At 41.9% G+C, this 13,931-nt stretch carries 9 protein-coding genes and 1 pseudogene; 5 read left to right on the forward strand and 5 right to left on the reverse strand.

Features of this window, described 5'->3' with window-relative positions; genetic code table 11:
• Positions 1-323 precede the first annotated feature (323 nt).
• From nrdA to AACW90_RS12290, 3 genes are all read left to right on the forward strand, one after another.
• Positions 324-2,609: a class 1a ribonucleoside-diphosphate reductase subunit alpha gene (gene nrdA / locus AACW90_RS12280; RefSeq protein WP_390234804.1), complete on the forward strand. Its 2,286-nt coding sequence runs from the start codon at positions 324-326 to the stop codon at positions 2,607-2,609.
• 126 nt (positions 2,610-2,735) lie between these two features.
• A complete protein-coding gene (nrdB, locus tag AACW90_RS12285) occupies positions 2,736-3,869 on the forward strand; it encodes a class Ia ribonucleoside-diphosphate reductase subunit beta (RefSeq protein ID WP_195703041.1) in 1,134 nt (377 codons plus the stop codon).
• A 96-nt stretch (positions 3,870-3,965) separates the two neighbouring features.
• Positions 3,966-4,244, forward strand: coding sequence for a 2Fe-2S iron-sulfur cluster-binding protein (locus tag AACW90_RS12290; RefSeq protein ID WP_390234807.1), 279 nt, complete (start codon positions 3,966-3,968; stop codon positions 4,242-4,244).
• Here the strand turns inward: AACW90_RS12290 and AACW90_RS12295 are convergent.
• Both AACW90_RS12295 and AACW90_RS12300 read right to left on the reverse strand, forming a co-directional pair.
• Positions 4,220-4,567: a hypothetical protein gene (locus tag AACW90_RS12295; protein ID WP_390234809.1), complete on the reverse strand. Its 348-nt coding sequence runs from the start codon at positions 4,565-4,567 to the stop codon at positions 4,220-4,222. The genes AACW90_RS12290 and AACW90_RS12295 overlap by 25 nt on opposite strands.
• A gap of 295 nt (positions 4,568-4,862) precedes the next feature.
• Entirely contained in the window at positions 4,863-6,098 is a 1,236-nt protein-coding gene (locus AACW90_RS12300) for a CinA family nicotinamide mononucleotide deamidase-related protein (protein WP_390234812.1), read from the reverse strand.
• A gap of 291 nt (positions 6,099-6,389) precedes the next feature.
• On the opposite strand from AACW90_RS12300, the gene AACW90_RS12305 reads away from it, so the two are divergent.
• Both AACW90_RS12305 and AACW90_RS12310 read left to right on the forward strand, forming a co-directional pair.
• A complete protein-coding gene (locus AACW90_RS12305; RefSeq protein ID WP_390234977.1) occupies positions 6,390-7,292 on the forward strand; it encodes a DUF3943 domain-containing protein in 903 nt (300 codons plus the stop codon).
• Between the two features lie 137 nt (positions 7,293-7,429).
• A complete protein-coding gene (locus AACW90_RS12310; protein ID WP_390234814.1) occupies positions 7,430-7,942 on the forward strand; it encodes a glycine cleavage system transcriptional repressor in 513 nt (170 codons plus the stop codon).
• A 113-nt stretch (positions 7,943-8,055) separates the two neighbouring features.
• On the opposite strand, the gene nspC is transcribed toward AACW90_RS12310, so the two are convergent.
• The 3 genes and pseudogenes from nspC to AACW90_RS12325 form a co-directional block, all read right to left on the reverse strand.
• Positions 8,056-9,189: a carboxynorspermidine decarboxylase gene (gene nspC / locus AACW90_RS12315; RefSeq protein WP_390234817.1), complete on the reverse strand. Its 1,134-nt coding sequence runs from the start codon at positions 9,187-9,189 to the stop codon at positions 8,056-8,058.
• Positions 9,190-9,299: 110 nt separating this feature from the next.
• Positions 9,300-10,544 (reverse strand): carboxynorspermidine synthase, encoded by a 1,245-nt coding sequence (locus AACW90_RS12320; protein WP_390234820.1) that lies wholly within the window; start codon positions 10,542-10,544, stop codon positions 9,300-9,302.
• Between the two features lie 12 nt (positions 10,545-10,556).
• Positions 10,557-13,480 (reverse strand): annotated as a pseudogene (locus AACW90_RS12325) (pyridoxal phosphate-dependent class III aminotransferase).
• Between the last annotated feature and the right edge of the window lie 451 nt (positions 13,481-13,931).

Here is a 13,931-nt window from a genome sequence, read left to right on the forward strand (position 1 = left end):
CAAGGAAAATATTTTTATTTTCTTTTCAAAACAGTATTCAATTAGCTTCCTTTTTATTGCTACTAATCCTCGTCTTATTTGCTCAGTAAGTGCCTACTAACTGATTACCTACATTTTCTAAGTTATCCACAAACTAACCCACAACCTGAATCTTGAAAATTTCTTAAAAACGCACTATCTTGTAAGTCGCTCCACACAACACCCCTACATGTAGTGTTTTTCCATTTTTCATTTAGGGGGTATTGATCACACAAGCCCCTATTGCTTTTACAAAAATTACAAAAAAAGGGCTTTAGTCAGTCTTATTAGGGATATCGACAATAATGAACCAGCAACTCACCGTTACTAAACGTAATGGCCGTAAAGAAATCATTGATCTAGAAAAGATCCATCGCGTGATCACATGGGCCGCAGAGGGTCTAGACAATGTTTCCGTCTCTCAAGTTGAAATCAAATCTCACATCCAGTTCTATGATGGCATTACCACTAGTGATATTCACGAAACCATCATAAAGTCGGCTGCTGACCTTATCTCAGAAGAGACGCCAGATTATCAATATCTGGCCGCACGACTTTCTGTCTTTCACTTGCGCAAAAAAGCTTATGGTCAATACGAGCCACCCACTCTTTACAATCAAGTTTCTAAGCTCGTTGGTAACGGTAAATACGACAAACACCTTCTAGAAGATTACTCAGAGCAAGAGTTCGTTCAAATGGACGAATTTATTGACCACAAGCGTGATTTGGACTTCTCATACGCCGCAGTAAAACAACTCGAAGGTAAGTATTTTGTACAAAATCGTGTAACAAAAGAGATATATGAGAGTGCTCAGTTTCTATATATTCTTGTTGCAGCTTGCCTATTCGCCAAGTATCCACGAGATACACGACTTGATTACGTAAAGCGTTTCTACGACGCGGTCTCTACTTTTAAAATTTCTTTGCCTACACCGATTATGTCTGGTGTCCGTACGCCTACCCGTCAATTTAGCTCTTGCGTTCTTATTGAATGTGACGATAGTCTTAATTCAATCAACGCGACGTCAAGCTCAATTGTACGTTATGTGTCCCAGCGCGCAGGTATTGGTATTAACGCTGGTAGAATTCGAGCCTTGGGTTCCGAGATCCGTGGCGGAGAAGCCTTCCACACTGGTTGTATCCCATTCTACAAATATTTCCAAACTGCTGTAAAATGTTGTTCTCAAGGCGGCGTCCGTGGTGGTGCTGCAACAGTCTTCTATCCGATATGGCACGGCGAAGTACAGTCTCTATTAGTTTTGAAGAACAACCGAGGAGTGGAAGAAAACCGTGTCCGCCACATGGATTACGGAGTACAAATCAATAAAACAATGTATTCGCGATTGATTAAAGGCGCCAACATTAGCTTATTCTCTCCCTCTGATGTTCCCGGTTTATACGATGCGTTCTTCGAAGACCAAGACAAGTTTGAACAACTCTATGTTCAATACGAAGCGGACAAGAGCATTAAACGTGAAACAGTGAAGGCACTTGATCTGTTCTCACTGCTCATGCAGGAAAGAGCGTCAACGGGTCGTATCTACGTTCAAAACGTCGATCACTGTAATACTCACAGTCCATTTGATCCAAGTGTTGCACCTATACGCCAGTCAAACCTATGCCTTGAGATTGCGCTGCCAACCAAACCACTTAACAACGTTGAAGATGACAGCGGCGAGATAGCACTCTGTACCTTGTCTGCATTCAACTTGGGCGCCATCAAATCATTAGACGACTTCGAAGAGTTATCCGAACTTGTAGTAAGGGCGTTAGACGCTCTGCTCGACTATCAAGACTATCCGTTGCCAGCTGCATACAAATCGACAATGAATCGTCGCACCTTAGGTGTTGGCGTGATCAACTACGCCTACTACCTTGCAAAAAATGGTGTACGTTATTCCGACGGCAGTGCGAACAGCCTAACCCACAAAACCTTTGAAGCTATTCAATATTACTTATTAAAAGCATCGGTTAAGTTGGCAAAAGAACAAGGCCCTTGTCCTTCTTTTAATGAGACACGCTATTCGCAAGGTATTCTCCCAATTGATACCTATAAAAAAGATATCGATCAGATCTGTGATGAAGTACTTCATTACGACTGGGAAACGCTACGAGAAGAGATAAAAACTCACGGTCTTCGTAACTCAACATTGACTGCATTGATGCCATCTGAGACTTCTTCACAAATCTCAAACGCAACCAACGGTATAGAACCACCACGTGGTTACGTTTCAGTCAAGGCGTCGAAGGATGGTATTCTTAAGCAAGTTGTACCTGAGTATCAAGCGCTCAAAAACAACTATGAACTGTTGTGGACTATCCCCCAAAATGACGGATATCTTCATCTAGTTGGTATCATGCAAAAATTTGTCGACCAAGCAATTTCTGCCAACACGAACTACGATCCGGCCGCACACTCCAGTGGCAAAGTACCGATGAAACTTCTGCTTAAAGATCTACTCACTGCCTATAAATTCGGTGTGAAAACACTGTATTATCACAACACCCGAGACGGTGCGAGTGACGACCAAGGCAAAGACGTGATCGTAAAAGAAGATGAAGATTGCGAAGGCGGCGGTTGCAAGATTTAACGCTATTACCTTATTAAAGTCTCAATTAAGATGTCTCGAGACTAAATCAGTGTGTCGAGACTAAATCAGAAAAATACTATGCTCTAAGTTTCTAACGAATTAGGGCAAGAAGGGAAACAAGCGACCATGGCTTACAGTACTTTTACGCAAATTAAGAATGACCAATTAAAGGAACCTATGTTTCTGGGTCAACCGGTAAATGTTGCTCGTTACGATCAACAAAAATTTGAAATTTTCGAAAAGTTGATTGAAAAGCAACTTTCGTTTTTCTGGCGTCCTGAAGAAGTTGATGTATCCAGCGATCGTATCGATTACAACAAGTTACCTGAACATGAAAAACACATATTCATCAGTAACCTAAAATATCAGACATTACTTGATTCAATACAAGGTCGTAGCCCTAATGTGGCATTGTTACCTCTTGTATCACTACCAGAAGTTGAGACATGGATTGAAACATGGTCGTTTTCAGAAACGATTCACTCTCGTTCGTATACGCATATCATTCGCAATATCGTCAATAATCCTAGTGAGGTTTTTGATGACATCGTTGAAAATGAATACATTCAAAATCGAGCCAAAGATATCTCACGTTATTACGATGACCTCATCGTCTTGACCAACGATTATCACCGCTACGGAGAAGGTAAGCACACCATCAACGGCGAAACTGTTGTGGTTGATTTACACACCTTAAAGACAAAACTGTACCTTTGTTTGATGTCGGTTAACGCACTAGAAGCGATTCGCTTTTACGTAAGTTTTGCCTGCTCTTTTGCATTCGCCGAACGTGAATTAATGGAAGGTAATGCCAAGATCATCAAATTAATTGCACGGGATGAAGCACTCCATCTTACTGGTACTCAGTATATGATTAACCTGCTTCGAAATGGTCAAGATGATTTTGCCTTCGTTCAAATTGCAGAAGAGTGTAAACAAGATTGTTTCGACCTATTTAAAGCGGCAGCGGAACAAGAAAAAGAGTGGGCGGAATATCTATTTAAAGATGGATCGATGATTGGTCTAAACAAGGATATTTTGTCACAATACGTGGAATACATTACCAATACCCGTATGCAAGCCGTCGGCCTTGATATTGCGTACCCAGAAGCAACATCCAATCCTATTCCTTGGATCAACGCTTGGTTATCGTCTGACAATGTGCAGGTCGCACCGCAAGAAGCTGAAATCAGCTCCTATCTGGTCGGACAAATTGATAATGAAGTCGATGCGGACGATTTCGGAGATTTTGAACTGTAAGATGTTACTGAAAAATTGTTCAAATAAACCTTTAACTTGTTTACGGAAGCGAGTTAAAGGCTCAACGCAAATTTACTATCACCGATAAGTGTCAAAATGTTTAAACTTAATATCAACTCTCTATCCCCTATCTTGTCCACAACAGACCAAACCGTTCTGGAAGCGATGGAATCTGCAGGTTTGCAACCCGAGTACCATTGCCGAGATGGGCACTGTGGCGCATGCCGATGTGAATTAATGGAAGGGGAAGTAGAAGAAGTTGGATTTAAGATGGCTTATACGAGTTCTAAAGAAATTTTGCCCTGCATAAGCAAGGCAAAATCTAATCTTGTATTAACCAAAGTAAACTATCAGATAAAGGCTAAATCAGCCTGATCATCTTTAGATTTCCTGTCTGACTCTAGATGATTATCGACAGAGAAACAGAGTTGATTTACCGCTTGGCAAACATCTAAAATCGGCCGATGACTTAGGATATTCTCCGCATACGATTGACTGACTCTTTTATCTGCAATGTGCCTCCCATCATCGTCAAACAAGGATAGACGATAGCCCTCGTTTTTTGACGATCTTTGATCATATGGAAGATCCACCCAGAGAGAAATGACATCTTTTTGTCGCGTGCTGCACGTCTCACCTAGTAGAATTCTCTGGCCAGAAACTTTATACCACACTTCGATTTTTGATTGACTCAACATTGCTCAAACCTCCTGCCATCCATGGGGAGTTCGCTTATGTCACAACGAACGGTGTTCATTCTCGAACATCATAATTGAGTTTACGACATTTCAAATTTTAAGCTAGATACATTATTGAGACAAACCCTTAGTCATTAACAACCCATTGTTTTAAAATAATATAACACTTAGATTTTATTGTTATAAGGTAATGTCGAAAAATTAATGTTTTTCCTAAAACAATAATAAAAGCCACCGTCTTATAAACTTTTACCCGTTTGTCTCAATGAATATTGCTCGCTATTTTACTTGAAAATTAAAGCAATGCAGCGGGTACAAACAGCTCCCGTATGCGATGAATAAACCCATAATTGCCGAAGATTGGTTTATTTTCTTCATGTCTACGAAGCATATCAAGCAAGATCGCAGCGATCACTTTCGCTTGATCTTGAGGGTTATAGTTTCGACTCAGTTCTACCCATTGGCCCCACTCTCCAGAAGACGTAGACAGCGAAACAGCCACTTTATTTTCGCTAATTTTCCCGACGGCCAATCCAATCTCACTCCCTGTTTTCTCACGAATTGAAGCGGCTAAAGCTAACGCAGCGGCAATGGGATCTTGTTCGTGGTTATCAAAAGAATCCATTTTATTTAGTACCCATGCCTGTTTAAAATAGTCATGCGTTTTTATGTTCATCTGTAACGAACTAGATAGGTAGCCGCCGGTTGCAGACTCAGCTACAGAGACTCGTCGTTGAGACTCAGCCAAAAGGTCTCCAATGTTATCCAGCATTGTTTCATCAACACTCACCACATTCTCTCCAAGGTGAGCATAGATTATTTTTAATAAGCTCAATCGGACTTCTGGCTGATTCGTAGGCCCGAATAATTTAACTTCAATATAGGGAATATAAGAGCGATAACCCAACTCAAACCCCGCAGGTAACACTATTTTATCCAAATTTGTTGCAATTCCTGATTCACCTAAACCAAATGTATACATACGGCTTACTTCGAACGGTGACGTATCTGGATAGGTTGTTTTTAAATACGGCAATATTTCACCATCAACCATATGTTTTAATTCGCTTGGAACCCCTGGCGTAAAGAAAAATCGAGCGTCATTGATCATCAGGGTAAAACCACAAGCAGTACCAACCGGATTATCCACAATCTCCGCTTTTTCAGGCAACATCGCTTGTTTTAGATTACTGTCGTGCATCTTTCTACCAAGACGGGCGAACATCGTTTGCATTACCTCGACCCATTCAGGGAATAACCTCAATTCTTGTTCCGCAGCAACTGCCACTGCTTCTGCGGTAAGATCATCGGTCGTGGGCCCAAGTCCTCCATTTACAATAACGATATCGTGATTGAGGCTAAGAGAAATAAGTTCATTAACAAGCGCTTTTTTTTGGTCACCAACGGTGCTTCTTTTTGAAAGGGAAAAGCCCTCTTCATAAAACCGGCGCGACAACCAAGCAGCATTGGTGTCAACGATATCACCGTGAAGAACCTCTTCACCGGTGCTAAGCATAGCAATATTAAGCATTGTATTGACCTATTTTATAATTAAAGCGATGTTAAGTAATTATTTGTGATTATACAGAGTATAAGTTACGTCAGATTATGATGTGATGTCGAGAAATGATTATAAAAGTATGAGAATTCAAAGATTTTCAGCTAATCTAAATAATGTTGTCTCGTCTGTGGCTCCACTTACTCTACAACATTAGGTATTATTACAAACTAGCCTCATAGACAATCTATGTATATGGACATTCATATTTTCAAGGAACGCACATTGAAACCAGAAACCACAATGAAGAGTACAACGTCATCAATGAGCCGTCTATTTGCTTCATCTTCTGCGCTTCTTATGGTCTCTAGTGCATACTCAGCTCAATATGATACCAATCAGCATATCGAATTTTCTTACACGATAGATTGTGACAGTCAACTTAACTACTGTATAGAAAAAGACCCTTTTGTTGCTCATTCGATCTTTTCATTAGATGCCGACCCGGCAAAGTCTTCAACGATAGCAGAAAATGAAGAACGGCCTCTTTACCTTACTATCAGTCAAGAAAAAGACTGGCAATACCTAAAAGAACAGACATACACCATATTGGGGCTAAGTGTTGCTACCGTTGGTTTAATGACTCTTTTACCAGAATCAATCACCAAATGGGATGATGACTCCAAGAGCGCAAGCAACCTAGGCCAAAAATGGAAAGACAATGTAAAGGCTGGTCCTGTCTGGGATAAAGATGAACATATATTAAACTACATTATGCACCCCTATTTTGGTGGTGTTTACTATACTGCTGCACGCCATTCTGGTTTCGATGAGTTTGAATCGTTTATCTATTCTTGGACCATGTCGACATTTTTCTGGGAATATGGTGTAGAGGCATTTGCAGAAATCCCATCTTGGCAGGATCTGTTTATTACTCCATTTTTCGGCGCTATGGTCGGCGAAATAATGTTTGAAGCCGAACAGGACATCGTTGCTAACGGTGGCGAAGTCATGGGCTCGGAGTCAATGGGTAGCTTTTCTCTCTTTTTCCTAAACCCTGTAGGACACATTCATTATTGGGTGACGGATGCATGGGGTGGAGAAGCAGAATTCAATTTTGTCTCTACACCTTGGTTCGGTAATCAAGATGCCGCCAGTTTCGCGATGGACGCTGGAGCTTCGTACGACTATCAGTTTGTTGGTGCAGAATTAAAAATAAAATTTTAATTACAAAACATGATATTCCTCCGAATTCAAGCTTGAAATATAGACCCCAGTCAAGCTTTCTCAGCAGATTAGGCCTACACTAAATATAACATTTCAATTCATATAGTTAGGTCTGCGTCATACATGGAGGGTTTTCTATGAATAAAACGTTTATTGTCAATTTCGTCGGTAAAGCGACACCGTCTACTATTAAATCGTTTGCGGCCGCTACTCATGAAAATGGGGGGAAATGGCTAATCAGTAAAGTTAATTTTATAGAAGACCAAGTTGCTGCGGTCATTAAAATTGACTTGCCAGAAGAAAATGAAGACAAAGTTAAAGACGCCATTAGGAAAGACCCTAATTTGCTCGTGAAATTTACCGATAGTGATACGGCATCACACAATGCAGAGGAGATCTTCCAACTGCGGTTAGATTCTAACGATCGAGCTGGTATTGTAAATGAGATTACCAATGTACTCGACGGGCAAGGTATCAACATCCTAGATATGGACTGTCAACGCGTCTTTATTGCTGGCGGCGGCGGTGTAAGCTCTAGCTTATTTACCGCAAACTTATCTATTCGTTTACCAAAAGAGATGGCCATTAAGGATGTGACTCATGAGCTTGAATCATTGAGCGAGGATACAAGGGTTATTCTTAGTACGTGATTATCTGATTCCACATCTGAATAAATGACGATGAAAAAACACCCTCTTTTAGGGTGTTTTTTTGCTCAATAGACGCTGTACTTGTCATCTTCCACAAAGCGAACATTTAAATACTAGTTAATATTCCATTGTGAAAGAGAACGCTTGAAATCGGCATAATTGAATTCATTCAATTTATCAATATTACCATTTAAGCGTTGGCAGTAAATTGATGGCATTTTTAGTCCATTAAACCAATTTAGTTTCACCATGGTGTAGCCAGCACTGTCCATAATACGCAACCTTTGACCTATCTTTAACGGCTGCGAAAATGTAGCTTCACAGAATTGGTCACCAGCAAGGCAAGAGCAAGAACCAATAATGTATTCATGCTGACCATTTTTGTCTGCTTCGAATATCGACGCAGGTTCATCATAAATTAACGTATCGAGTCTATGCGCTTCTGTAGCAGAGTCGACAATGGCTGTCTGCTTTTCATTCTCAATAATATCCACTACTGATACCACCAAATCGGTCGTTTTGGTAATAATGGCTTCGCCCGGTTCCAGATAAAGCTGAACCGCATGCCTGTCTGAAAATTGCTTCAGCGCTTTGGCCAATTTATCGATGTCATAACCCGGCCATGTAAAAAAGACACCGCCACCTAAACTCACCCACGCCAGTTTATCGAGATAGTGACCAAATCGAGAAGATATTACATCCAACAATTTAATAAAGGCATCAACGTTTTTGTTTTCGCAGTTCATATGGAACATTGCCCCATCGAGACAATCGAAAACCTCTTCGGTTAACTGATCGACCTGAACCCCTAAACGGGAATAACGGCGTGAGGGGTTAGCCAAATCTTGTCCTGCATAACTCACGCCTGGGTTTAGTCTAAGCCCTATTGACACTTTACCTTCAGCCATATGACGATAAGCCGCTAACTGGGATTGAGAGTTAAATATTAATTTGTCGCATATCGGCACCACGGCTTTAATATCTTCTTCGCTATAACCAACACTATAGGCGTGGGTTTCACCACCGAAGGTCTCGTAACCAAGCTTTACCTCATAAGGTCCACTGCTCGTCGTCCCATCGAGATAAGGCTTGATTAGGTCGAACACCCCCCACGTAGAGAAACACTTAAGTGCCAAGACCAGTTTTACGTCGGACTGCTCTTTTAAATAACGAGCTTTCTCTAGATTCTCTATCAACGCTTCTTCATTGATCATGAAATACGGTGTCGGAAGTTGTTCTGTCTTCATTCGTTCCAGCTTTAGTCAATATTTTCAGTAAGTGGGTGTGGCGTCTTTGTTCCATCAGATTTAAACCACGAAAACTCAATAAATCCGATTCGCTTTAAGACTCTCTGCTCTTATTTTAGAATCTGGATATTAGGTTGCTTAACCTCAAGTTCCTGCACATGCCAATCTAACCCAAGTTCTGGCATGGTTTCTAAGAATGGGTCTGGGTCGAGTTGCTCCATATTAAATACACCCGCTTCTGCCCAATGACCACGAAAATATTGCAATGCAGCCGTAATGGCTGGTACACCCGTCGTATATGAAATGGCCTGATGTTCTACATCTTCATACGCTACTTCATGGTCAGCATTGTTATAGATAAACACGCTACGTGGCTTGCCATCCTTATTACCTTGCACCCAAGTGCCTATGCAGGTTTTTCCTGTATACCCAGGAGCTAAAGAGGTTGGGTCTGGTAATATCGCTTTCAATACCTTAAGCGGCTCAACAACCGTCCCATCTTGCAGCGTGACAGGATCCGGGCTAAGTAGGCCAATATCCCGCATGCAGTTGAAGTAATTTAAATAGGCGTCACCAAAACCCATCCAGAATTCTATTCGTTTTGCCGGGATAAACTCCTGCATAGAACGCACTTCATCGTGAGCCATTGAATAAACTTTATGTTTTCCTACTAGCGGAAATTCAAACTCAAACATACGCGTGTGACAAGGTACCTGCTTCCAATTACCTTCTTCCCAATAAAATGAGTCGCCTTGAATCTCTAACATATTGGTTTCTGGATCAAAGTTAGTTGCAAACTTTTTGCCATGATCGCCATCGTTCACGTCCATAACATCGATGGTATCGATATCATCAAATAGATGCTTAACAGCGTAAGCTGCAAAGACACTGACCACACCTGGATCAAAGCCCGCACCCAATATGCCAGTGATGCCGGCTTGTTTGAATTTGTCTCTGAACGCCCATTGCCCGTCATAGGCTTGAGGTACTTGCTGTCCTTCAGAACAGAGATCGACAGCAACGGAGGTGTCTAGATAAGAGACCTTAGCTTGTAGGCAAGCTTCCATAATGGCGATATTTATCCATGGAGGACCCGCGTTAATCACCAGCGTTGGCTTCACTTCTTTGATTAGCGCAACTAGAGCATCTACATCGTCAGCATCGACCGCTTTGGATTCTAGTTTTCTCGTCACATCCTTTAGATTATTTTTACCCTTGATAGAGTCAATAATTTTGTCGCATTTTGCGATGGTTCTCGATGCTAAGGTAATATCACCTAACACGTCATTATTTTGCGCCGCTTTGTGTGCAACTACCCAACCCACGCCACCCGCACCAATTTGTAATATAGACATATTGTTTCCTTCTTATACCAGTGAACTGGTATCAATCAGCTCTTGAGCTAATTGGTTAATTTGATTTAGTAAGTTGTCGAAATCTGACATCGACAGACACGGATTCAGTATCGTGAACTTCAGGGCAGATTGACCGTCAATGGTCGTCTCACCTAATACGGCAACGCCTCTTGTCAATGCTTCGATACGTACCTTTTGATTCAATGCATCTAAGTTCTCCACCCCATGATAGTTCAGCCTGAATAGCACGGTAGATAAAGACGGCGTTGCCAGTAATTGCAGGTTTGTTGTTTGTGCGACTTTATCGGCCACTTGTTGCGTCTGGACTAATAGATGATCGACCATCTGACCTAAGGTCTTCGCACCAACGCTCTGCATGGAAACAAACACTTTTAACGCGTCAAAACGCTTGGTCGTTGCGATAGTTTTATCCACCAAGTTTGGCAGTTCATCGTGTTCACGGTTCAGATAATCGGCATGATGAAGTAGATACTTAAAGTGGCGACGGTCCTTTAGTAAAATCGCACCACAACTAATAGTTTGGTAAAAAAGCTTGTGGAAATCCACGCTGACCGAGTCGGCTTTTTCTATTCCATTCAGTCTTTCTTTATGACCACTTAAAATCAGAGCACCACCATAGGCACCATCGACATGAAGCCAAAGCGATTCGTTTTGGGCAATAGTAGAAATGGCTTCGATGTCATCAATAGCACCGTGATCCGTAGTACCCGCCGTTGCAACAACAGCGAAAGGAATCAAACCAGCTTGCTTTGATTCCTTAATCACGATTTTCAATGCAGCAATATCTAACTCACCAGCACTATTCGTATCGACAGCAATAACCGCTTGCTCACCCATTCCCATCATTGAAGCCGATTTTTGAACAGTAAAGTGCGTATTCTTAGAACAGATGATACGTAACTTATTCCAGTAATCTGGCAGACCCATCTTCTGAATTGAATGATTGCTTATCTTTTCTGCAATCCAATCGCGCGCAAGTAACAATCCCATCTGATTAGATTGAGTTCCGCCACTGGTGAATACACCATCAGATTCGTGACCAAGTTGGTAGATACCACACAACCAATCAACAACTTTTTGCTCAACAAATGTAGCTGCAGAAGCCTGATCCCACGAATCCATCGACTGATTTAACGCTGCGATAATCGACTCCGCTGCGATAGATGAGATCAATGGGGGCGTGTGCAAATGAGCGATACAATTGGGGTGCTGAACCAAGATTGAGTTTTTACCAATCAATTCTACAGATTTCGCTACAATATCCGATAGGTCCTCTCCACCATTAGTAAGATCAACTCGATTAATCTGCTCTAATAAAAGATCAGGCGAGAGCCCCGAATACGGTTTGCTCGCAGTCTCGAACATGGTCTTCAAGTGATTATTGGTATTTGCGAGGATGAGAGCAAACTCTTGCGCTCCCTTCTCTCCTGTATGAACAAAATGCTTCTTCCAGCTCACCTGAGACGAATTTAATGACATTAACTCACCTCCTTTTTAGTCAGTTGACCACCAGAGGCGATAATTGCCGCTTCTAAAGTCCTTAGGACAAAATCAATCTGTTCAAATGTGATGATTAGAGGCGGAAGGAAACGAATAACTGAACCATCGCGTCCTCCTTTTTCCACAATCAATCCACGCTCTAAGGACGCCCTTTGAATAGATAACGTTAGCTCGGAATCAGCTTCACGCTCGTCAAATTTATTTGTACTGCCGCTCGGTGTCACTACCTCTATACCGAGCATCAAACCTTTACCACGAACCTCTGCGATACAATCGACACGCGTCTGAATCTCTTCAAGTCCAAGTCGAAAATAATTACCCGCAATACTGGCGTGCTCGACGAGATTATCGCGCTCGATAATTTCCATCGTCTTAGCACCAGATACCATCGCGAGTTGGTTTCCACGGAATGTGCCGGTATGTTCACCGGCTTTCCAAGTATCGATCTGCTTATTGAAGACGAGAATAGACATAGGGAGCCCACCTCCAATCGCTTTAGACAGACACAGGATATCTGGGGTGATCCCCGATTCTTCAAACGCAAACCGATAGCCCGTCTTCCCTACCCCACACTGGATCTCATCTAAAATGAGTAAAATTCCGTGTTCTGTGGTGAGTCGACGTAACTCTCTTAACCACTCAACTGGCGCGGGGATAACGCCCCCTTCACCTTGTACTGGTTCGACAATAATCGCAGCAGGTTTTTGGATACCGGCTTCATCATCATTAAGTAGCCGCTCTATATAACGAATGCTCTGTTTTGCACCTGCATCTCCTCCTAGACCAAACGGACAGCGTAGGCTGTATGGGAATGGCATAAAGTGAACATCCGACATCAATCCAGTACGTCGTGCTTTTGTACCTAAATTGCCCATCAACCCCATCGTCCCATTTGTCATGCCATGGTATGCGCCTCGGAAAGCAAACATGGTATTTCTACCTGTCGTCTGCTTAACCAGTTTAATGGCGGCCTCTACTGCATCCGCACCTGACGGGCCACAAAACTGTATTACTGAGTCCTTCGAAAAGTATTCTGGGAGAAAACTTTTGACCTGTTTAATAAAGTTATCTTTAACTTCAGTGGTAATATCAAGCGTTTGATAGGGCAAACCAGAATCGAGCTGGTCCTTTAGAGATTGATTGATTTCTGCATGATTGTAACCAAGCGCCAGCGTTCCTGCTCCCGCAAGGCAATCTAAGAAAATTTGTCCACGTGTATCTTCAACCAATACGCCATAGGCGCGCTTGATTGCTAAAGGCAAACGTCGTGGATAAGAGCGAACATCGGATTCGTTCTCTTGTTGATCGATCAGCAGTTGATCTAACGCTAAACTATAAATACCACAGACCTCTGGTATTTCAATTCCAAATGGGGAGTTAGATTGATACGAATCTAAATTTATAACTGTACTCATTACCAAATACCTTATGGATCACTACCCACTGCACGACTTTGCGTGCAGCAACAAACTCGGCAAATTAGCCGATAGAAAATGTTGTTTACGAGTGGATCAAGGTTCAGTTATTACACTGCAGTTTGGTAGAACTAGGCTGAATTTGAACTGGTTTAAATTAGATAACATTGTTGGGTTTCCTTTCTACAGTATCCCGTCTATTAGCTATGGCTAACTAATACCTACCCTACAAAACATCACCAATTTAAGAGGATGTTTCGAGTATCCCCCAGTAAGGTACTACCGAGATTGCGCGCGAGTCTACCCAACTCATGCAAACCAGACAAGCGTTTATTTAGAATAATCACGAGAAATATCAACCTGATTGGCAATGCAATATATCATTCAGTTCTCATGATAGTGTGAGATTGATCGAACAAACACACTTTATTACGTATAAACAAGCGGTAAG

It is taken from the genome of Vibrio frigidus (assembly GCF_042465995.1).
Taxonomy (GTDB): Bacteria; Pseudomonadota; Gammaproteobacteria; order Enterobacterales; family Vibrionaceae; genus Vibrio.